Raw genomic sequence first — 20,056 nt, 5'->3', positions numbered from 1 at the left:
GTGGCGCGCGGACGTATCCGTGCGCCGTGTGTACGGGAAGGGGGAGCCGGACCGGATCAGAGCCGGTCGAGGATCTTCTTCAGGGCGGTGACCTCGTCGGACTGGGTCCGTACGACGTCGTCGGCGAGCGCCTTGGCGGTGGGGTTCTCGCCGTTCCTCTGCTCGTCCTTCGCCATGTCGACGGCGCCGTTGTGGTGGGCGATCATGAGCTCGGCGAACGTGCGGTCGAAGGCCTTGCCCTTGACCGCGGCGAGGTCCTTCATCTCCTGGTCGGACATCATCCCGGCCATGCCGTGGCCGCCCCCGCCGCCGTGACCGGCGGACTCGGGCCTGCCCCAGCCCTTGAGCCAGGCCTTCATCTTCTGGATCTCGGGGTCCTGGGCCTGCTCGATCGCGGTGACCAGCTTCTTGACCTCGGCGTCCTCGGCCCGGCCGTCGGCGAGCTTCGCCATCTCCAGGGCCTGCTCGTGGTGGGGGATCATCATCTGCGCGAACATGACGTCCGCGTCGTTGAAGGCGCCGGGTGCGGCGGTCGCGCCGGAGGAGCCGGAAGCGGAGGCGGACGGGGCGGCCGAGGCGGAACCGGACGCGGAGGCGGACGTCGTGGCGGACGGACCGCCGTGGTCCATTCCGCTGATGCCGTCGTCCGTGCCGCAGGCGGTGAGCAGCAGCCCGGTCGCGGTGGCGGCGCCGACGAGGGCGAACTTCCTGACGGTGCGAGGGGTGATGGAACGCATGGTGATACCTCGTGTGCTGGTCGTACAGACGGAAAGGTGCAGGCCGAAGGCGTTCACGGGCAGCGCGAGGCGCCCGCGGTGGCGATACGGCCTAGATCCGCAGGACGGACAGCCGGGCGAGGTCGGGAGGTCGGGGCGGGGGCGCGTGCGGCCCCAGCGCGGTCGTCAGCCGCGCGAGCAGCACGGTGAGCCAGTCGGGGCGGCGGCCGAGCGCGGCTCTGACGAGCCCCGCGAACAGCCAGCCGGCGAGGACGGCCACGCACAGAGTGGTCATGTCCGTCCCCGAACCCGGCTCGTGCCCCGAATCGGAGCCCTCGTCACCGTGGGCGGCGACGGAGTGGTGGGCGGACACCGAGCCGGTCCCCGTTCCGCCGGCGGACCCCTCGGGGTGGCCGACGGCGTGCATCAGGAACACCCCGAGCGCGAGCACGACGACGAGCAGAAGCTGCGCCAGGGCACCTTCTGCTCGTCTGCGGCGTTCCGCTCGGTGTGTACGCACGGCCAGGACCTCCTGGCCGCCGAATATACCGGACGGGGGTATCGGTGGAGTGTCAGGCCGGCGGTGTCTCGCCTGCCATCGCGGCGGCCATCCGCAGGTGCGGCGCGGCCTCGTCCGTACGTCCCAGGCGCTCCAGGGTGCGGCCGAGCATCAGCCGGGCGTAGTGCTCGACCGGGTCGCGCTCCAGGATCGCCCGCAGCTCGGTCTCGGCCCGGGAGAGCTGGGCGGAGTGGTAGTAGGCCCGGGCGAGAAGGAGCCGCTGGGCCGTCTGCTCCGGGTGCTCCGCGACCAGCCCGGTGAGGATGCGGACGGCTGTTCCGTACTCCTTCGCGTCGAAGAAGAGCCGGGCCCGGTCCCAGCGCTCGCCGGCCGTTCCGAACTCGTAGTACGTGTCGCTCACTTGCTCGCCCTTTCCCGAGGCCTGGATCTGTCACCCTGTGGGGTGGTCGACCACGTCAACACAGCGAGATGGTTGAACATTCCACAATGGTTGCCGTCTCCGGACAGGAACAGGTTGAGCATGAGCAATCTTGATCGCCAGGCCGCGCTGACCGTGTGCGGCGGCCGCGGATTCGTCGTCGCCGAGCCGGTACGGGAACTCCTCAGCCCCCGCCACGTCCAGCTCGGCGAGTCGACCGAGGTCCGCCGACTGCTCCCGAACCTGGGCCGGCGGATGGTCGGGGCCTGGGCGTTCGTCGACCACTACGGCCCCGACGACATCGCCGACGAACCGGGCATGCAGGTCCCGCCGCACCCGCACATGGGACTCCAGACCGTCAGCTGGCTCCACGAGGGCGAGGTCCTGCACCGCGACTCCACCGGCAGCCTCCAGGCCATCCTGCCGCGCGAGCTCGGCCTGATGACCTCGGGCCGGGCGATCTCCCACTCGGAGGAGAGCCCACGGCCGCACGCCCGCTTCCTCCACGGAGCGCAGCTCTGGGTGGCCCTCCCCGACGCCCACCGCCATGTGGAGCCGCACTTCCAGCACCACGCCGACCTGCCCCGGATCACGAGCCCGGGCCTGACGGCCACGGTGATCCTCGGCGAACTCGACGGCGCCGTCTCACCCGGCACGACGTACAGCCCGATCGTCGGCGCCGACCTCGCGCTCACCTCCGGCACGGAGACTCGCCTCCCCCTGGACCCCGACTTCGAGTACGCGGTCCTCGCCATGTCCGGCGAGGTCCACGTCGACGGCGTCCCGGTCCTGCCCGGGTCCATGCTCTACCTCGGCTGCGGCCGCACCGAGCTCCCCCTCCGCGCGGTCTCCGACGCCGGTCTGATGCTCCTCGGCGGCGAACCGTTCGAGGAGGAGATCGTCATGTGGTGGAACTTCGTGGGCCGCACGGACGAGGAGATCCGGGAGGCGCGCGAGGCCTGGACGACCGGCACCCGCTTCGGCGAGGTCAAGGGCTACGACGGCGACCCCCTGCCGGCCCCGAAGGTCCCGGCCGCCCACCTGAAGGCCCGGGGGCGGGTGCGCTGACCTCGACCTCCTCCCGGCCGACGCCCGAAGGGCGCTCGCCGGGCCGGGCCATGCCTCTGGCTTTCGGTGACGGCGCCGGGCGTGTCGGTGATGCCGTCGTGGCATCGGCCGGAACTCCGGCCGTGAGTGACGGCGCGGCCGCCGCATCCGGGGGCCGCGCATGTGTTCCTCCGGTGCCCGGAGCGGCCACATGCCGGTCCCCGCACGGCCCATGAGGAGCCGGGGCGGTGAGCCGGCGGCGTTCAGCAGGTTCTACATCTGCTCCGCCGTGGTGGCGGTGTCGTCCAGGAAGCCGCCCGACTGGTGCTGCCACAGCTTCGCGTAGGCACCCTCCGTGGCGAGCAGCTCGTGGTGCGTGCCCTGCTCGACGATGCGTCCGCTGTCGAGGACCACGAGCCGGTCCATGGTGGCGACCGTGCTCAGCCGGTGCGCCACCACGAGGGCCGTCCGCCCGTCCATGAGGCGCCAGAGCGCGTCCTGTACGAGGATCTCGCTCTCGGAGTCCAGGGCGCTGGTCGCCTCGTCGAGCAGCAGGATCGGCGCGTCGCGCAGAATCGCCCGCGCGAGGGCGACCCGCTGGCGCTGGCCGCCGGACAGCTTCACTCCGCGCTCTCCCACCATCGTGTCGAAGCCCTCGGGCAGCGTGTCGACGAACTCCGTGACGTGCGCCGCCTCGGCCGCACGGCGGATCTCGGCGTCGGTGGCGTCCGGCCGGGCGAAGGCGATGTTCTCCCGCAGGGTGCGGTGGAACATCGCCGGGTCCTGCGGCACATAGGCGATCAGGCTGCGCAGTTCGGCCTGCCGCAGCCGGCTGATGTCCTGCCCGCCGATCGTGATCCGGCCGCCGTCGATGTCCGTCATCCGCAGCAGCAACCGGGTGAGCGTGGTCTTGCCTCCGCCGGACCGGCCCACGAAACCCACCTTCGCCCCGCTGGGCACGGCCAGCTCCAGGCCCTCGAAGAGCGGCTTCGCGCCCGCGTGGGCGAACGTCACCTGCTCGAAGCGGACATCGGCGCCGTCGGAGAGGAGCGGTTCCGGCGTCTCCGGGTCCCGTACGGTCGGCGGCGTCTGCAGCAGGTCGGTGAACTGGGCGGCTTCGGTCATCGAGCTTTCCAGGCGGCGGTAGATCTGGTTGAACTCGAACATGATCCGTGTGGCGTTGGAGTAGTAGGTGAAGGCGACGACGACGGCCTCGACGCCGTGCTCGCCCGCGCCCAGAGAGAGTGCGAGCACCAGGCCGAGGACGTTGGTCAGCACGGACATCGGTGCGATGAGCGTGTCGATGCGCAGGTTGCCGTAGTCCCATGAACGCAGCGTGAGTCGGCGCGATTCGGCCACGCGCGAGCGGTGTTCGGCCGCCTCGCGTTCCTCGGCGGCGAACGACCGGACCGTGTCCATGTTCATCAGGCTGTCGGAGACGTGGCCCGACACCCGGGCGATCGCCTCCTCCCGCTGGTCGACGAGCGCCTGGCGGCGACGGATCAGGGGCCGCACGCACAGGGTCGTGACCGCGATCATCGCCAGGAGCCCGACCACGAGCAGGGGTTCGTACGTCCACAGCACCACCGACGCGAACACCAGGGGTACGAACTTGCCCATCACCGAGAAGGTGAGCGTGTCGACGAACTCCTCGAACCGCGAGGCGAAGCTGAGGACCCGTTTGGTCAGCGAGCCGGCGAAGTTGTCGTGGAAGAAGGCGGCGTCCTTGGCGAACAGCGCGTCCATCCCGATCACGTACAGGTGCTCGATGCCGAGCGCGTCAAGACGGTTCAGACAGTGCAGCCCGACGCGCCACAGGGCCTCGGCGAACAGCAGCACACCGGCGAAGCCGAGGACGTACGGCAGCATCGGGCCGAGGCCGCCGTCGGATTCCCCCGCGATGCGGCCGACGAGCTTCGCGACGATCAGCGGCACGATGTAGAAGATGCCGATGTTGCCCAGGGCCGGTAGCAGCATCGCGGGCACGGTCCACCGCTTGAGCCGGGTCAGCTCCCGTGTGTAGAAGCGAAGCGCGAGAAGCACCGAGCCCTTGCCCGGCGAACGCTTGCGCGATTCGGGTGTTCCCATCCATTCCTGCCTTTCGGATCAAAGTAGACAGGATGGGCAGTTTTCCGTGAACGGAGTCACGCCGTCCAAGGGTTTTCCCGGGGTGGCTCCAGCGGAGCCCCTCGCGACCCGGTGGTGCAATTGGCCCCAATTATTCCTCTGGTTGACAGGTCATCGTCTCAGGGGCCGATAATTCCGGCCGCAACGCCGAATCGGAGGGGCCATGGACGCGAGGGACGCACGTGCACGTATTCCGGAGGACACTTCCTCCGACGGGGACGCCGCGTTCGCCCGGTCCGGTGTCATCCGACGCCGGCAGAGGCTCGTCGGCCGCGTGCTGGGTGCGGCGGGACTGACCGCGGCCGTCGGCGGGATCGTGCTCCTCGGCACCGGATACACGACGGCCACCGTCGCAGGCGACTCCATGAACCCGACCTACCCGCAGGGCGATCGCGTCTTCTTCGAGCGCATCGAAGCGGGCGAGGTCGAGCGGGGCGATGTGGTGCTCCACCGGGCGGAGGACCGCAACGGGATCCGGCTCCTGCTCCGTCGTGTGATCGGCATGGGCGGCGACCACGTCCGGCAGGGCCCCGGCGGTCCCGTGACAGTGAACGGGGTACCGCTGACGGAGCCGTACGTGAAGGACGGCGATCCGTCCGGCGTCCCCGTCGCGTACGACGTGGTGGTCCCCGAAGGGATGCTGTTCCTGCTCGGCGACCACCGCGCGAACTCCCTCGACTCCCGCTTCTCGCTCGACGAGCAGTCGGGCGGCGTCGCGGCCACCGCGGTCGAGGCCCGGGCCCTCGAGAACCGCACGGGGCTGCTCCTGCTGGTGCTGACGGCGTTGTGCGGGCTGCTCGGCACCGTCGGCGGGCTCGCCATCGAGATCGCTTCGCGCGCCGCGCGGCGGGAGAGCCCGTACCTCCACCCGCCCGCTCCGACGGGCCCGGGTCGATGAGGGTCAGGGGCCAACGGCTGCTCGACGGGAGATGAGCCGCCCAGGCGGCCCGCCGCTCAGGGGCTGCGTCGCTTCATCGCTCAGGAGCTGCGTCGCTGCGTGTCGTCGTGTGCCTTCCGCGCGCTCTCGTGGACCCGCTCGATCGCCGCGCGGGCCTCGGCCGCCATCTGGTCGGCCTTGCCCTCGGCCTCCAGGCCCGTGTCGCCCGTGGTCTTCCCCGCAGCCTCCTTGATCGCGCCCTTGCCCTTCTGCACGGTGCTCTTGCGCATGATCGGGTTCCTTCCGTCGAATCCCACGCCGGGTCGCTTGCCTTCTCCCTGCCGCTGCCCCTGATGCCGGGGTTCATGCGGGGGTAACGGGACGGCCGGTCGCCGACGGGCGCCCGTGCGTGCGCGGACGTGGACGCGCATCCCCCGCGCTCAGTCCGCCCGCCGCCGTGCCGCCGCGTCCCGTCGTCGGGCCACCGCCCGCAGCAGCAGCCGCATCAGGCACACCACGGTGATCACCCACACCGCGGAGAAGAGCCACAGCGCACCGGACGACGAGGACGCGACCGCGAGCAGGAACAGGGCCACGCAGCCGATGGCGAGGACGGCGGTGGACCAGCCGAGGCGATGCCGCAGGGCCGCGCCCCAGCTGCCTTCCGTGTCCGCTGTGGTGTGCCCGAGCGAACGCAGCCTGCGGTTGAGGGACGCATCGCCGCGAAGGCCGGCTTCGATGCCCTCGAGGATCTTCCGTTCCTGATGGGTGAGCCTGGGATGGGGATCGTGCATGCCGAACTCCCGTCGAGCGTCGAGCGGTCCGGTCACCGTCGGGTCTCACGGATCACGGTCGGGTCGCCCATGCCGTCACGGCGTCACCGGTCACGTCCAGGTGGTGCGCAGACGATCCCGGTGCGCCGCGAGCCATGTGCCGAAGTCCTGGAGGGCGGGGTTGAGGCCCCGGACGGCGTCGATGTCCCGGGCCTCGGTGAAGTGCTGCTCGCAGTCCGCGTAGTACTGGAACATGTTCCCCGACTCGTCTGCGCCCGGGAATCCCTGCGCACGCCATTCGTTCGGAGTGAGGGGGCGGTAGCGCACCGGTTCGCCGAGCGATTCCGTCAGGGCCGCGGCCATGTCGGCGACCTTGAGGTGTTCGCCGGCGATGCTGACCGTCGCCGCGATGAGATCCGTACCGCGTGCGAAGACGGCCAGTGCCGTCCTGCCGACGTCGTCCACGGCCATCCCGGAGAGCCTGGCGTCGCCCATCGGGTACGTCAGCCACAGCGCCCCGTCCGCGCCGCGCTGCGGGGCGAAGGAACCGAACAGGTTCTCCCAGAAGAAGGTGGTGCGGAGGAACGTCGTCGGCACGCCCGCGTCGAGGAAGAAGCGGTCCGCCTCGGCCTTTCCGTCGAAGTGCGGCACCTTGTAGTGGTCCTGGAGCGTCGGCATCCGCTCGTCGTCGAGCGGCACGCATTCCCGGGTGTCCTCGAGCGTCGACCAGATGGCGTGCTGCACCCCCGCGTGCGAGGCGGCCCGGGCCAGGGCTTCGGCCTGGGTCTTCTCCCGCTCCGCGGACATGTGCTCCCAGAAGTTCGTCATCAGGAAGGCGCCGTACGCGTGCTCGAAGGCGGGGCCGAGGCTCGACGGGTCGTCCATGTCCCCCCGTACGACTTCCGTACCCAGCTGCTTCAGCTCCGCGGCGGGATCCCCGTCGGGGTGCCTCGTGACGGCACGGACCGTGAACGCTCCGTCCCGGTCCGCGAGAACGGCCCGCACGAGGGCCCCGCCCTGCCGTCCGGTCGCGCCGAACACCGTGATGATCTTCTTGGCGGTCATGACTGGAATCGCCTCGCAGCCGCGTGCGGAACCCGTGGGGCCCGAAGGCCTCCTCCGGGAGTCTTCCCGCGAACGGCCCTCCGCATGCGAGGGCCGACCGGACACCTCGGCCCCGTGACGAGGACTCGGTCTCGACCGCGGTCTCGGCTTCGGGCTCGGCTTCGGAGTGCAAGAGGAGCCGCCGGCGCCGGCGGATACGGGCGGCGCGGGCGTCCAGGGTGACGGCGGCCCGCGGGACCGGGCCGTCGGAGCCGCGGTCCCGATCGACGACGCCCCTACGTACCCGTGGCCGGAGCCGGTGACTCCTTCGGTGAGCGTCCCAGTGAGCGGATCGCGGGTACGGAGAGCATGACGCCGATCAGGGCGACGCCCATGACCGACGAGAACAGCAGCACCCGGTCCGCGCCGTAGGCGTCCGCCGCCGGGCCGGCCAGGGCTCGGCCCAGGGGGATGACCATGATGGAGCCGGCCACGTCGTACGCCGAGACGCGGCTCAGGACGGCGAGCGGGATGTGGGACTGCACGCTCGTCGCCCACATGACGCCCCAGAAGGCGAACCCGCAGCCCGCCACGACGCCGGTGAGCGCCGTCACCGTGAAGGACCAGCCCAGAGCGGGTGCGAGGGGGTTGAGGGCGAAGAAGAACATCGCGCAGGCTCCCGCGACCAGCGGGCGCCTCGGGCGGACCCGCATGCCGAGCAGGCCGCCGACGATCGTGCCGGCTCCGTCGGCCGAGGCGATCCAGCCGTAGCCGCTCGCACCGTGCTGTTCGGTGAGCAGCGCCGCGCCGAGCGGCAGCGCCGGGCCGAAGACGAACAGGCCGTACACCGCCCACACCGCGATGACGCCCCACAGCCACGAGCGCGACCTGAACTCGTGCCAGCCGGTGGCCAGCCGGTGCCACATCGGGTCGTCGCTCTCGTCCTTGGCGGTGCCGAGCCGACGCAGCGGTGCCAGGCCGAGGGCGCTCAGCGCGTACGCCGCCGCGATGACCACGAACGAACCCGCCACGTTCCAGTAGGCCACGAGAAGGCCTGCCACGCCCGGTCCGAGCAGCGTGCAGATCGCCTCGGAGATCCGCAGCAGCGCGTTGGCCCGCTGGATGTCCTCGGCGACCCGGGGGACCAGACTCGCCAGACCCGGCTGGAACATCGCGGTCGCGGCGCCGCTGAGCGCGAGCAGCGCCATGATGTGCCACAGCCGCACGTCCGAGCCGATCAGCAGTACCGCGAGCGCCAGCATGGCCACCATGCGCACCACGTCCGCGCCGACCATCATCACCTGCGGCGTGAACCGGTCGGCGAGCACGCCGCCGAACAACACGAGCAGCACGATCGGTGCCATCCACGCGGCGAGGGCGTATCCCACACCGCCCGCCCCGTATCCCGCGCCGAGCACGGCGGTCGTGAGCGACACCATCAGCATGCCGTCGGCGAGCAGCGAGGTGCTGCGCGCGGTGAAGAACAGCCGGAAGCGACTCGATCGCCACGGGCTGGGAGGAATGGCCTGCTCCCGTTGCGCGGTTGCCTCATCCATCGTCATGTCACATCCCGGTCCCGGCCGGTCCCTTCCCTGAGAATCTGCTGCCGGAGCCAGGCGCTGGTCCGGTCCGCCTCCGTCGGCGGGTTCTGGACGATCACGTACCGGCGCGGGGCCAGTACTCCGGGGCGACCGGGGAGCGCGTCCATCAGTGCGGTGTGGGCCCGTGCCGGTGTCAGCGGGGTGTCGCCGGCGGCGATGTACGCCGTCAGGATCGCGTCCTTCGGCGTCGGGCCGTCCGGGGTCGTGGCGTCCGGCGTCGCGGCATCCGCGGTCACGTGTACGGACAGGCCCTCCAGGGCCTCGCTCAGTGCCTGCGCCACGAGCGGCGGCGACGTCCAGGACCCGTCGACCCGGCACCACCTCGGTCCCCGCTCGACGGGACGGACACCCGTCACCTCGGTCAGCGACGCGAGGGGTACGTCGTCCGTGGCGGCCGCCTCCAGAAGCCGTACGAGGCCGGTCAGGAAGGCCTCCGCCTCGTCCCGCTTGAACAGCGCGGGATCCGACCAGGTGCTCAGGTGCAGTACCGGGCGGATCGCGTGGACGAAGGTCAGGACGCGGGTCGGCAGCACCTGGTCCGGGCCCCAACTCAGTTCCAGATCAGGTCCATTGGCTGTCTCCGGGGTCGCGGCCGCCGCAGCCTCCTCGGCCGCGGACGTGACCGTCGTGACCGTTGCGGGAAGCGTGCTGACGTCGTTGAAGACGACATCGCGCGCGAACCGGCTGCCCCGTTCGTGAGTCGTCCTCCCGATCATCTCCCAGAGCGCCACCGCGTCGAACCGACTGTGCCGGTACGCGTTGAGCGCCGCCCCCCAGGCCTTCTTGAGCAGTGCGTCGAAGGTCGGTACCCGGACGTCGAGGGCGAGCAGCGCGTCCTGGGACAGCGTGTTCACCGAGCGGGTGAGCCGGGGGTGGTAGCGGTTGGACGTCGGGACGGCGGCCACGCACGCGGGCTGGTCCGTACGGTGGGCGACGAGCGCGCACCACGCGGTCAGCAGCACTGTGGACGGCATGCCTCCGGTCCGCTCGGCCACGAGCGCGAGGGCCCGCGCGGCCCGCCGGGAGCGGAGGGTGAGCTGCGGAGTCCGCACGTCGGTCCCCTCGGCGCCCGGCTCGGCGAACATGGCCTGGGGTCCGGTGCGGATGATCCGCTCCCAGTACCGCAGCGAGGCCTCGGACCTGCGGAGCCCGGCCGGGGTCGCCTCCTCGGCGGCGAGGCCGAGCGGTGTGAGGGACGCCGGCGGCGGGAGGGTCTCACCGGCGAGCAGGCTCAGCCACTCCTCCTTGAGGACCGCGAGGGCGCTGACGTCGGTCACGGCGTGGCTCGCCGCCACGGCCACGAAGACGGGTGCGCCGGACCGGGCGACGAGGGAGATGCGGAGGGGGAAGTCCCGGTCCAGGGCGAAGCGTTCGGCGCGGGCCCGGCGGGCCAACGACTCGGCGTACCCGGTGGGGTCGTCCGGCAGGTCGTCGTGATCGAGGACGGTGACCGTGAACGTCCCTTCGGCCGCCACCACCTGCTCCCGGGGTGCGCTCCCGGCGGCGTGCGGAAACGTCGTACGGAGCGCCTCGTGCCGTACCGCGAGCGCCCGGAGGGCCTCGATCGCGGACTCCGTCCGTGTCCCCTCGGGCACGGGCCACACATCGTGGATGTTGATGTGGTCCGGCTCGTCCCGCAGCATGCAGCGGATCATGTTGGCCTGCCCCATGGAGACGGGGCCCCGGCGCTCCTCGCCCCCGGCGTACGCCACGGTGAGGGTGCGGGCGTTCCTCGGGGGGACCGTCCGGCTCGCGCGGGTCAGCGACTCCCACGCGTCGGTCAGCAGGGCGAACTCCTCCATGTCCTGCCGTGCCTCGTCGAGGAGCTGCTCGCGGAGAGGGGCGAGGGCGTCGGCCGCGCCGGTGTAGCGGCCGCCCAGGGCGCGGTAGGAGCGGTCGAGGACGGCGAGCCGTTCGGCGTTCGCCGACCGGTCCACTCGGGTGCTGTTCCTGACGAACCCGGAGACGACGGAGGCCCGGACGTGACCCTCGGCGTCGAGCAGTGCGTCACCGGCCTCCGTCATCGCGGAGTAGACCGACGCGAAGTGGGGTGTGGAAAGGAGGTACTTGGCGAAGCGAAGCTGGTAGGCGAGGAAACCGGCGTCCGAACGGCGTTCGTCGGTATGGAAGTTGACGATGTGCCGGTTGTGGAGGACGCCCGGGAGGCGGGCGTCCTGGACCAGATGGATGAGGAAGTAGTCGCTGCCGATGGTGTCGGTGGCGGGTGGCAGCGGCACCCGGCCGTACACCTCGCGGTCGAAGGCGATGTTGCACATGTCCACACGCGTCGGGCTGACGCTCATGAGAGTCGTCCGGTCTGCGGTGTACGCGGCGGTTCCGGCGCCCCGGAACGACTCGGCGATCAGGTTCCTGCGCCAGATCTCCGGGTAGTCGGAGGGGACCGACAGGCCGACGACGTCCTCGTAGATCCCCGGGTCGATACGGCGGATCTCCTCGACGTCCACGGACATCTCGCCGACGAAGGAGCCGCCCACCAGGGACACCGGCCGGTCCGCGCAGGCGGGGTCGAGCCTGCTCCGGGAGACCAGACCGGCCACGTCGGCGGCTCGCAGCCCCAGTGCCGTGAGTTCGTGGTGGAGGGGGAAGACCGGTTCCCCGTCCAGGTACTGGTAGCGGCTGTCCGAGTCGCGGCGGTGGACCGACGTGCAGCCCAGGGCCTCCGCGAGGAGGAAGGCGCGGTTGGTGCAGGCGCCGTAGGAGACGCGGTCGGGCAGCATCAGGCGGAGCACGCGGTCCGGCGCGGGGACGCCGGACCGGGCGATGACCTCCCGCAGGAAGTCCCGCTGCTCGTCCTCGTCGAGGTGGTGGACGACGACCCCGGGGACGACGGGCAGCGAGGCGATCACGGCGCGGTGCTCGGCGACGATCTCGGCGTCGGAGGAGTCCAGGACGAGGAGCAGCACCTCCACGCCGAACGCGCGGGCGCCGTACGCGGCCTCCTCGGCCACGGCCCGGACGGTCGCGGCGCAGGCCCGGTGGGTGGGCAGGGTCAGACAGACACGGCGCACGCCGGCTCCCCTCCCTGGTCGGGGACGGTGGCGGCGCCCTTGCCGGCGGCCGGGTCCGGGCTCGCGGCCGGGCTTCCGGCCGGAGCCGCCGCGCGGGTGGCCTCCGCGCCCGCGCCGGTGCCCGTGTCCGCACCGACGCCCGCGCCGGTGCCTGCGCCCGCGCCGTCGGCCGAACCCGAACCTGAACCGGTGCCCGGACCCGAAGCCGCGCCCGCACCCTCGCCTCCGTCGGACGTGGATGCTTCCGCCGCGTCCTTCCACGAGGTGAGGCCCAGCAGACGGCTGCCGAGGTCGTTCAGGGTGGCAGTCGGGTACCGCTTGGACTCGTGGAGCACGGGGTCGCCCACCAGGGTCCGGTTCCAGCGCGGGGTGCGCAGGTGCCGCCAGGAGTCGACGCGCGACCGCCTGAGCCGCTCGTGCTCCTCGAGCGCCGGCATCATCGACAGGTACTGGACCGCCCTCACCTGGTCCTCGGACACATTGCGTGCCACGCCATGGGCGAGCAGTCCGTTCCAGATCAGCAGGTCGCCGGGGCGCAGATCGGGGCGTACGACGGGGTACTCGGTGCGGTCCACGGCGGGTCGCAGCGGGTCGCGGTCGGCCGGCTGGGCGACCTTCCACTCCTCGAATCGCCGGAACAGCTCCGGGTCGCACTGGAAGCCGCCCGACTCGGGCCGGGTGTCGTTGAGCGCGATGATCCCCTGCACGCGCTGCGGAGGGACCCCGAGCGTGGTGTCGATGTCCCAGTGCAGTTCGATGTCGAAGCCGCGGTCCGTGGGCTCGATGAGGGCACGGTCGCGGTTCCCGATGTTGGGCGGGTTGAGGTTGAGCCGGTCCTGGGTGACCCACAGCTCCTCGCAGTCCCAGACGTCCACGAAGGCGTCGTAGACGCGCTGGGCCTGGCGGTTGTCCCAGAGGAGCTGGTGGTGGTACGCCTCCACGAAGCCGTAGACGTGCAGCTGTTGGTCGAGCTCGGAGCGGAACGGCCGGTCCTCGTACCAGGTCTCCGGCCTGTCCGGGTCGAGGCCCTGGAAGTCCCAGGCGAAGTCGAGCAGGCGCTTGGCAGCCTCCGCCGGGATCGCCTCGCGGACAATGACGTAGCCGTACGTCTGCCAGTGCGCGAAGTCCTCCTCGGACAGCACCCGCAGCGGCCGTGACTTCTTCAGCTCCCGCAGCGTGGTCTGGGCGAGATAGGACTCGCCGTCCGCGCTGAAGTACGGCAGGTCCGAGGCCGCCCGGTGGAGGTGGGGGCGGCGGCGGGGGCGATGGGGTGCGGGCGTCGTCATCTGGTCCCTCCAGGGCGGGAGTCGGGGCAACGCGTTCCCCGGCCGGTGGACAGCACGGAGAAACCCTCGGCGCGGAGCCGGGGGCGAGTGGCACGGGCAGACGGAAGGGCGGACGTCGGGGGTACGGAGCGGACGCACGGCGGCGCCCGGCGCGGGATGTGTGGGCCACGCCGTTCAGAACAATTGGTTTAGACCATACTTGTTGTCAAGTGACGTCTCAATATGCGGAGTTGCATGTGGCAGCCTATCGGCTTTGGTCTAGACAACCTGCACGAGGCTGACCTACTGTCCCCTTGCGCAGTCCGGTCCCGCAGGGATGTCAGCCGACTTCATCGCTGCTGCGCTTCGCGGTCGAAGGCGACCACGTCCATGGGCGTTCACCCGCATCTCGGTTCGCCCACGCCCAGAGGGAGCGGTTTCCATGAGCACACGCAGCACCACGGCCCTGCCGGACGGCGGCCTGAAGAGCCCGGGCGCGGGCCTGATCACACTGGACCCGGTCCGGACCGCGCTCCTGCGAGGACTCGACGAACTGCTCACCGGACTCGCCGCACGACTCTCGGCACCGGAGGTCGTCGGCCCGCCGCTGCTGTCCGTGGAGGGCCTGACGCGCCTCGACTTCTTCCGCAACTTCCCCCATCTCGGCGTCTCCGCCGGACACTTCGCCCCGGACGCGCTCGACGGACTCGCGGGCGGGGAGGCGCCGGGGGAGCTGCCCCTCCGGCCGACCGGCTATCTGCTGCCGTCCGCGACCTGCTACGGACTGCTGCTCTCCCTGGAGGGCCGGGACGTCGGCGAGGAAGGCCTCCGTCTCTCCGCCGCCGGCCGCTGCTTCCGCAACGAGACCCACTACGACGGCCTGCGCCGCCTGTGGGGCTTCCACATGCGTGAGGTCCTGTACCTCGGCACCAAGCAGGGATCCGTCGAACACCTGGAACGGGGAGCCGAGTTCATCCTCGAAGCGGCCGCGCTGCTCGGCCTGGAACTGACCAGGTCCGTGGCCGACGACCCCTTCTACGACAAGGGCGGCTCCCGGGCCAGGCTGATGGCGCTCGACCCGGTCAAGCACGAGTTCTGCGCCCCCGACGGCACGGCCATCGCCTCCGTGAACCGGCACCGCAACTTCTTCGGCGAACGGCTGGACATCCGCGCGGGCTCGGAAGGGCCGGCGTACAGCGCCTGCGTCGCCTTCGGCATCGAGCGCTGGATCCACGCGATGATCCTCGCCCACGGCACCCCCGAGCAGGCCCTGGACCGGCTCCGCGCCGCCCGCGTCTGAAGCGAGGCCGCCGCTTCGCCGCGCCGCCCCGACGCATCCCGCATCCCTTTCCCGATTCCCCACGACAGCTGTGAGCAAGGAGCGACCTCTTCCCATGGAACGCATCGCCGAGTGGCTGCACGAGAAGAACCCCGGCCTCGACGGCCCGATCGCCCACGACGAGGACCTCATCGAGGCGCGTCTCATCGACTCGATGGACTTCCTGGAGTTCATCGACCTCCTGGAGGAGCTCTCCGGGAGCAGCATCGACCTCCAGGAAGTCACCATCGACGACTTCCGCACCCTCGGCCGCGTCCAGGAGCGCTTCCTGAGCGCCGCCGGCTGAGCGTCCCCCGATGACGGGCGATCCCGAGCCGGACCGGGCCACGGCACTGGCCATCGTGGCGACGACCCCGGAAGTGCTGGCCCACCCCGAGCTGGACGAGGGCATGCTGGCCCCGTGGGAACGGCGTCGCCTCACGGGGATACGGCTGCCGAGCCGCCGGGACGACGTACTGGCGGCGCGCCTCCTCGTGCGGCTGTGCGTCGCCCGCGTCACCGGCCTCCCGCCGGACACGCCGGTCCTCGCCCAGCTGTGCCCCGGGTGCGGCGGGCAGGGCCACGGCCGCCCGTACCTGCGTGGCCGCCCCGAGACGGGCGTCAGCCTCAGTCACGCCGACGGTCTCGTCGCGGCCGCCGCGGGGCCGGGCGCGATCGGCATCGACGTGGAGCCCTCGACGCGCCGCCCCGGCCCCGTCCACGTACTCCGCCGGCTCCTCCCGGAAGCCGACCTCGCGGAGGCCGCGGCCGCACCGGATTCCGGCCCTGCACTGCTGCGTCTGTGGGTCCGGGCGGAAGCCCGGCTGAAGGCCGGCAGCACCGATCAGGACGACGGGGGCGAGATGCGGCTCCTCGACTGGACGGACCGGCCCCGCGCGGCCGTCGCCGCCGTGGCCTGCACGACGCGGATCACGATCGCCTCCGCATGACGATCCGCCCCCGCCCCTACCCCAGAGCCTCCCTCCGTGTCGCTCCGGAAGGTTCCGGGTGCTCCCGAGCGTGTCCTCGTCGCCACCTTCCAAGCGGCCGGGAACCACGTTCGTCACGCACCCCAGCAGGAGGTCACGTTGACCGCGCAGCACCCCACCCGCAGAAGCATCCTGAAGTCCGCCGGCGGGCTCACGGCCGCGATGGCCCTGGGCGCCGGAGGCGTCCTCGCGGGGGCGTCGACGGCCTCGGCGGCCGGTGACGGCATCGGCCTGCGCATCGTCGACCGCAACGAGAGCGACCACCGGATGTGGTACTACCGCTTCGCGACCGACGCGATCGGCTGGAACCCCGGCGTGAACGTACTGCTCCCGACGACTACCACTGGAGCGGCCGCACCTACCCCGTCCTCTATCTCTTCCACGGCGGCGGCACGGACCAGGACTTCATCACCTTCGACCGCGAGGGCATCAGGGCCTGGACCGCGGGCAAGCCGATCATCGTGGTCATGCCCGACGGCGGACACGCGGGCTGGTACTCCAACCCCGTCAGCTCCAACGTCGGCCCCAGGAACTGGGAGCACTCCCACATCGCCCAGCTGCTCCCCTGGGAGGAGGCGAACTTCCGCACCTTCGCGGAGTACGACGGCCGCGCGGTGTCCGGGTTCTCCATGGGCGGCTTCGGAGCGCTGAAGTACGCCGCCAAGCACTACGGCCACTTCGCCTCGGTCAGCGCCCACTCCGGCCCGGCCAGCCTGCGCCGGGACGGCGGCCTCGTGGGCCACTGGGCCAACGCCTCGGCCGCTGCCCTCGACCTCAACGGCGGCACGATCTATGGCGCCCCGTTCTGGGACGAGGCCCGGGCGGTCGCCCAGCGCCGCACGCTCTCGCCGTCGCGGGTGAGCCAGGTGCCGTCGCCGAGCGGCACGGCGGTGACCCCCTGCGGCCGTGGGTAGGCGAGTTCGGCGAGGGGCCTGAGGGTGCGGGCGTCCAGCAGGAGGTGGGTTCCCTCCTCCGCCCACTGTTCCTCGGCCGACACCACGAGGATCCGCTCGTCGTCGACGAAGCCCGGGGTGTAGCCGACGAAGCCCTCCCCCTCGGAGAGCACCTCGCCGGCCTCGACGATGACGTCGTCGGCGCCGTCCTGCGTGCGGCAGAGGTAGCCTCCGCCGACATCCTGGCTGATCAGCACACCGTCGGCGCCGAGGCCGACGTAGGGCTCCTCGGCGGTGCCCGCCGCCCGGACGTCGAGCCCGGCGGCGGTGCGGGCGACCAGGAGACAGTGCGTGCCGTCCTGGCCCATGGAAGCGGTGAGGAGCACGTCGGGGCGCGCGTCCGGGAAGTGCTCGAAGGCGTACGTCGCCGAGAAGGACGCCAGGGTGTGCTCGGCCAGCACCTCACCGGTGGTCAGGTCGAGGGCCCGGCAGACGTCGCCCGCGTACGATCCGCCGGGTCCGTGGGGCCCGGCCATGGCCGCCAGGAGGACCCGGCCGGCCGGGTCGGGCGCGCACGCCCCGGACGCTCCGGGTGAATGCCGCCACTCCTCGTGGCGGTGCTCCCACCGGACGGTCCCGTCGGCCTCGTACACGGTGACGGCCTGTCGGCCGCTGACGGCCAGGGCACCGCCGGGGAGCGGTGAGCAGTAGGTGCCGGAGGCGTCCGGTGCCGGGTTCCGCCAGGTGGCGCGGCCGGCGAGCACCCGGGACGGATCGGTGTCGACCCTGCCGACGGTGATCGTGCCCTCGTGCCGGGTGACGAGCCAGTGCGCGCGGTCGCGCAGGAGCAGGCCGTCCATGTTCCCCAGCCCCTGGGTGATGCCGGGCAGGGACTCGTGGGCAAGCGGCCGTACGGGTACGCGGGGGTGGTTCATCCACGGTCTCCTCGTGCCGACCGTCCGTGCGACATGCGCCCATTGTGACGCCGCCGCACCGCCGATCGGCGGAGTTCCCGGTGCCCGGCCTGTGATCCTGACGACAGGAGGTCGTCGCGGGTGGTAGGTCGGTGGGATGCAGCCAGGCACATCACCGACGGTCACGGTCAGCCCCTTCCTGCGCGCGGCCGCCGCGTACGCGTGGCGGCTGCTCGTCGTCGGCGTGCTCGTCTACAGCCTGTTCGCGGTGCTCGGACGGTTCCACGAGATCGGTGTGGCCCTCTTCCTCGGGCTCGTGATCACCGCGCTGCTGCGCCCCCTCGCCGATGTGGTCGCGCGGGGGCTGCCCCGGCCGTTCGCCGTGGCGCTCACCCTCCTCGGCAGCATCGCGCTCGTCCTGGGCGTGCTCGCGCTCGTCGGGGAGGCGGTGGCGGGGGAACGGACGACCCTCGTGCGCGAGTTCCGGGTGGGGGTCGACCGGATCGAGGACTGGCTGGAGCGGCCTCCGTTCCGGCTGAACCCGGGAGCGTTGAGCGACCTCCAGGCGAAGATCGGGGAGTACGTCTCCAGCCATCGCTCGTCCCTGGTCAGCCAGGCGGTGAGCGGAGCCCATCATGTGGTGGCCGTGCTGACGACACTCGCCCTCGCCGTGTTCTCCGCGGTGTTCTTCATCCACTCGGGCGACCGCCAGTGGGCCTGGTTCCAGAAGCAGCTGCCCGGGTCGGTCCGCGAGCGGGTGGCGGTCGGCGGGCGCGCCGCCTGGCGGACCTTCACCGGCTACACCCACGGGATCGTCCTCGTGGCGGCGGTGAACGCGGTGCTCGTCGGGATCGCCCTGTGGCTCCTCGGTGTCCCGCTCGCGGTGCCGCTGGCCCTCCTGGAGTTCGTGGCCGCGTTCGTGCCGCTGATCGGCTCGCCCGTCGCCCTGGCGGTCGCCGCCGTCGTGGCGCTGGCCTCGCAGGGTCCGCTGATCGCCGCGATCGTGATCGGTCTGATCGTGGTGATCGGTCAGATCGAGGGCCACCTCCTGCATCCGCTCGTCATGAGCTGGGCCGTACGGCTCCATCCGCTGGTGGTCGCGATCTCGGTCATCGCCGGTTCGATCGCCGCGGGCATCGTGGGCGCCGTGGTGGCGGTTCCTCTGGTCTCGGTGGTCTGGTCGGTGCACACGGCCCTACGGGATGCCCGCGCGGCGACGAGGGAGGCCGGGGCGGCGACGGCGGAGGGCGACGCGCCGAGGACGGAGGGCTGACGCTCGCGGGCACCCGTGGACGCCTCTGCGGAGCCTCTGGGAGATCGACGTGCCCCTGTGCGCGAACTGACGGACGGCCAGGAACCGATGCGCCGTCGGTGTCCGAAAGTGCATGCCTGATAATCGATCATGCGGCAGCGGGGGGTGACGCACGGCTGTGTGGTGACCGGCACGGGGCCGGCCCGCTGTCGCGTCGAGGCTTGGGGGCCGCATGGGATCGGTGGTTGCGTCAGAGGCTGTCGGGGTACGTGAGGACAGGTTCGCCTGGTTCTGCCAGACCGTGTCCACCGAGGTCATGCCCGTCATGCTCAGCACCCGGCACACGGCCGACTTCCGGGCGAGCGTCACGGACCTGGACCTCGGTGCGGTGCGGCTGTCCGCCCTGGCCTGCTCACCGGTGGCGTCGCGACGCACGCCGATTCACGTCCGGCGCGGCGACCCCGAGCACCTTCAACTGGCCCTCGTCACACAAGGCGCGGTCAGGATCTCCCAGCGGGGCAACGACGCGGTGATCGCCGGGGGACTCGTCCTCACCGACACCTCACGGCCGAGTGAGGGGGCGTGCCTGGGGGAGCAGGTCGAGTCGGTCGTCCTGCAGATTCCCCGGCAGGCCCTGGCACTGCGCGCGGACCGGGTGGACAGGCTCCTCGCACGGGACCTGGCTGCGGATGTGGGGTCCGGGGCGATCGTCGCCGACTTCCTGCGGACGCTGCTCAGACGCGGCCCGCTCTGCGGCCCGGAGGAGCTGCGCGGGATGGGGGCCGTCGCCCTCGACCTGGCCGTCGTGTTCCTCGCGCAGCAGCTCGGTGACCCCCGTGAGGCGCCCGCCGAGGTCCGTGCGCGGGAGACGGTGCGGCGGATCCAGCGCTTCATCGAGAACAATCTCGGCGACCCCGACCTGACGCCGCAGGTCATCGCCGATCGGCACAACATGTCCCTGCGACGGCTCTACACCCTCTTCGAGGACGAGCCCCTGACCATCTCGGCACGTATCCGCCAGACCCGGCTGGAGCGCGCCCACGCCGACCTCGCGTGCGGAGCCGGGAGGGGCCAGTCGGTGCAGGCGATCGCGGCGCGCTGGGGCTTCTCCAGTGCCACCGGTTTCAGCCGGGCGTTCCGTGAGGCCTACGGGATCACCCCGACCGAGCACCGTGCGTCGTCCCAGGTCGCCCCACGGCACGGATAGCACAGGAACTCTGCACGTCAGGCACACCATCGCACGCTGCCGGGGCCTAAGTTCACCGCTGGAGAC

At 71.7% G+C, this 20,056-nt stretch carries 17 protein-coding genes and 2 pseudogenes; 8 read left to right on the top strand and 11 right to left on the bottom strand.

All coding sequences use genetic code 11. The features are described from left to right. Nucleotides 1-56: 56 nt before the first annotated feature. From IF00_RS0101130 to IF00_RS0101120, 3 genes are all read right to left on the bottom strand, one after another. Nucleotides 57-737: a DUF305 domain-containing protein gene (locus IF00_RS0101130; RefSeq protein WP_030313148.1), complete on the bottom strand. Its 681-nt coding sequence runs from the start codon at nucleotides 735-737 to the stop codon at nucleotides 57-59. Nucleotides 738-828: 91 nt separating this feature from the next. Beyond that, a complete protein-coding gene (locus IF00_RS0101125; protein WP_030313146.1) occupies nucleotides 829-1,236 on the bottom strand; it encodes a DUF6153 family protein in 408 nt (135 codons plus the stop codon). 52 nt (nucleotides 1,237-1,288) lie between these two features. After that, a complete protein-coding gene (locus tag IF00_RS0101120) occupies nucleotides 1,289-1,636 on the bottom strand; it encodes a tetratricopeptide repeat protein (protein WP_030313144.1) in 348 nt (115 codons plus the stop codon). Between the two features lie 120 nt (nucleotides 1,637-1,756). Here IF00_RS0101120 and IF00_RS0101115 point away from each other — a divergent pair, with 120 nt between their 5' ends. After that, the gene (locus tag IF00_RS0101115; protein WP_030313142.1) at nucleotides 1,757-2,722 is read left to right on the top strand and encodes a pirin family protein; all 966 of its coding nucleotides are present in this window, start codon (nucleotides 1,757-1,759) and stop codon (nucleotides 2,720-2,722) included. A 252-nt stretch (nucleotides 2,723-2,974) separates the two neighbouring features. On the opposite strand, the gene IF00_RS0101110 is transcribed toward IF00_RS0101115, so the two are convergent. Further along, nucleotides 2,975-4,789 (bottom strand): ABC transporter ATP-binding protein, encoded by a 1,815-nt coding sequence (locus IF00_RS0101110; RefSeq protein ID WP_030313141.1) that lies wholly within the window; start codon nucleotides 4,787-4,789, stop codon nucleotides 2,975-2,977. Between the two features lie 202 nt (nucleotides 4,790-4,991). Here IF00_RS0101110 and lepB point away from each other — a divergent pair, with 202 nt between their 5' ends. Further along, nucleotides 4,992-5,726, top strand: a complete 735-nt coding sequence (lepB, locus tag IF00_RS0101105) for a signal peptidase I (protein WP_078944484.1) — start codon at nucleotides 4,992-4,994, stop codon at nucleotides 5,724-5,726. An 80-nt stretch (nucleotides 5,727-5,806) separates the two neighbouring features. On the opposite strand, the gene IF00_RS0101100 is transcribed toward lepB, so the two are convergent. From IF00_RS0101100 to IF00_RS0101075, 6 genes and pseudogenes are all read right to left on the bottom strand, one after another. Then, nucleotides 5,807-5,995 carry a CsbD family protein gene (locus IF00_RS0101100; protein ID WP_030313137.1) on the bottom strand — a complete coding sequence of 63 codons (189 nt, stop codon included), beginning with the start codon at nucleotides 5,993-5,995 and terminating at the stop codon, nucleotides 5,807-5,809. A 150-nt stretch (nucleotides 5,996-6,145) separates the two neighbouring features. Continuing rightward, complete coding sequence (locus IF00_RS0101095) at nucleotides 6,146-6,499, bottom strand: DUF3040 domain-containing protein (protein WP_030313135.1); 354 nt, start codon at nucleotides 6,497-6,499, stop codon at nucleotides 6,146-6,148. A 90-nt stretch (nucleotides 6,500-6,589) separates the two neighbouring features. Further along, entirely contained in the window at nucleotides 6,590-7,543 is a 954-nt protein-coding gene (locus tag IF00_RS0101090) for an NmrA/HSCARG family protein (protein WP_030313133.1), read from the bottom strand. A 275-nt stretch (nucleotides 7,544-7,818) separates the two neighbouring features. Continuing rightward, a complete protein-coding gene (locus IF00_RS0101085; protein ID WP_030313131.1) occupies nucleotides 7,819-9,084 on the bottom strand; it encodes an MFS transporter in 1,266 nt (421 codons plus the stop codon). Then, the gene (locus tag IF00_RS47955) at nucleotides 9,081-12,092 is read right to left on the bottom strand and encodes a DUF6271 family protein (RefSeq protein WP_425338249.1); all 3,012 of its coding nucleotides are present in this window, start codon (nucleotides 12,090-12,092) and stop codon (nucleotides 9,081-9,083) included. The genes IF00_RS0101085 and IF00_RS47955 overlap by 4 nt, the downstream gene beginning before the upstream one ends. 260 nt (nucleotides 12,093-12,352) lie before the next feature. Further along, nucleotides 12,353-13,438 (bottom strand): annotated as a pseudogene (locus IF00_RS0101075) (phytanoyl-CoA dioxygenase family protein); the annotation flags it as partial. Between the two features lie 421 nt (nucleotides 13,439-13,859). On the opposite strand from IF00_RS0101075, the gene IF00_RS0101070 reads away from it, so the two are divergent. The 4 genes and pseudogenes from IF00_RS0101070 to IF00_RS40820 all read left to right on the top strand — a co-directional run. Then, nucleotides 13,860-14,717, top strand: a complete 858-nt coding sequence (locus tag IF00_RS0101070) for a class-II aminoacyl-tRNA synthetase family protein (protein ID WP_030313127.1) — start codon at nucleotides 13,860-13,862, stop codon at nucleotides 14,715-14,717. 94 nt (nucleotides 14,718-14,811) lie between these two features. Beyond that, entirely contained in the window at nucleotides 14,812-15,042 is a 231-nt protein-coding gene (locus IF00_RS0101065) for a hypothetical protein (protein WP_030313125.1), read from the top strand. A gap of 10 nt (nucleotides 15,043-15,052) precedes the next feature. After that, the gene (locus tag IF00_RS0101060; protein ID WP_030313123.1) at nucleotides 15,053-15,685 is read left to right on the top strand and encodes a 4'-phosphopantetheinyl transferase superfamily protein; all 633 of its coding nucleotides are present in this window, start codon (nucleotides 15,053-15,055) and stop codon (nucleotides 15,683-15,685) included. 201 nt (nucleotides 15,686-15,886) lie between these two features. After that, nucleotides 15,887-16,555, top strand: a pseudogene (locus tag IF00_RS40820) (alpha/beta hydrolase); the annotation flags it as partial. Here IF00_RS40820 and IF00_RS44750 read toward each other — a convergent pair. Continuing rightward, the gene (locus tag IF00_RS44750) at nucleotides 16,515-17,552 is read right to left on the bottom strand and encodes a hypothetical protein (protein WP_030313121.1); all 1,038 of its coding nucleotides are present in this window, start codon (nucleotides 17,550-17,552) and stop codon (nucleotides 16,515-16,517) included. The pseudogene IF00_RS40820 and the gene IF00_RS44750 overlap by 41 nt on opposite strands. A 136-nt stretch (nucleotides 17,553-17,688) precedes the next feature. Between IF00_RS44750 and IF00_RS0101045 the strand changes: the two genes are divergently transcribed. After that, nucleotides 17,689-18,804, top strand: coding sequence for an AI-2E family transporter (locus IF00_RS0101045; protein WP_030313120.1), 1,116 nt, complete (start codon nucleotides 17,689-17,691; stop codon nucleotides 18,802-18,804). A gap of 280 nt (nucleotides 18,805-19,084) precedes the next feature. Further along, complete coding sequence (locus tag IF00_RS0101040; RefSeq protein WP_245234388.1) at nucleotides 19,085-19,990, top strand: AraC-like ligand-binding domain-containing protein; 906 nt, start codon at nucleotides 19,085-19,087, stop codon at nucleotides 19,988-19,990. The last annotated feature ends 66 nt before the right edge of the window (nucleotides 19,991-20,056 follow it).

It is taken from the genome of Streptomyces flavochromogenes (genome assembly GCF_000717595.1).
In the GTDB taxonomy this organism is placed as follows: domain Bacteria; phylum Actinomycetota; class Actinomycetes; order Streptomycetales; family Streptomycetaceae; genus Streptomyces; species Streptomyces flavochromogenes.
Note: the sequence above shows the minus strand (reverse complement) of the source record. Positions and strands in the feature narration are given on the sequence as shown.

Excerpts from the sequence above, each read along its gene's own strand:
- IF00_RS44750 (WP_030313121.1), bottom strand. The coding sequence starts at position 17,552 with ATGAACCACCCCCGCGTACCCGTACGGCCGCTTGCCCACGAGTCCCTG.
- IF00_RS0101100 (WP_030313137.1), bottom strand. The coding sequence starts at position 5,995 with ATGCGCAAGAGCACCGTGCAGAAGGGCAAGGGCGCGATCAAGGAGGCT.
- IF00_RS0101085 (WP_030313131.1), bottom strand. The coding sequence starts at position 9,084 with ATGACGATGGATGAGGCAACCGCGCAACGGGAGCAGGCCATTCCTCCC.
- IF00_RS0101110 (WP_030313141.1), bottom strand. The coding sequence starts at position 4,789 with ATGGGAACACCCGAATCGCGCAAGCGTTCGCCGGGCAAGGGCTCGGTG.
- IF00_RS0101045 (WP_030313120.1), top strand. The coding sequence starts at position 17,689 with ATGCAGCCAGGCACATCACCGACGGTCACGGTCAGCCCCTTCCTGCGC.
- IF00_RS0101065 (WP_030313125.1), top strand. The coding sequence starts at position 14,812 with ATGGAACGCATCGCCGAGTGGCTGCACGAGAAGAACCCCGGCCTCGAC.
- lepB (WP_078944484.1), top strand. The coding sequence starts at position 4,992 with ATGGACGCGAGGGACGCACGTGCACGTATTCCGGAGGACACTTCCTCC.
- IF00_RS0101070 (WP_030313127.1), top strand. The coding sequence starts at position 13,860 with ATGAGCACACGCAGCACCACGGCCCTGCCGGACGGCGGCCTGAAGAGC.
- IF00_RS0101130 (WP_030313148.1), bottom strand. The coding sequence starts at position 737 with ATGCGTTCCATCACCCCTCGCACCGTCAGGAAGTTCGCCCTCGTCGGC.
- IF00_RS0101090 (WP_030313133.1), bottom strand. The coding sequence starts at position 7,543 with ATGACCGCCAAGAAGATCATCACGGTGTTCGGCGCGACCGGACGGCAG.
- IF00_RS0101095 (WP_030313135.1), bottom strand. The coding sequence starts at position 6,499 with ATGCACGATCCCCATCCCAGGCTCACCCATCAGGAACGGAAGATCCTC.
- IF00_RS0101115 (WP_030313142.1), top strand. The coding sequence starts at position 1,757 with ATGAGCAATCTTGATCGCCAGGCCGCGCTGACCGTGTGCGGCGGCCGC.
- IF00_RS0101060 (WP_030313123.1), top strand. The coding sequence starts at position 15,053 with ATGACGGGCGATCCCGAGCCGGACCGGGCCACGGCACTGGCCATCGTG.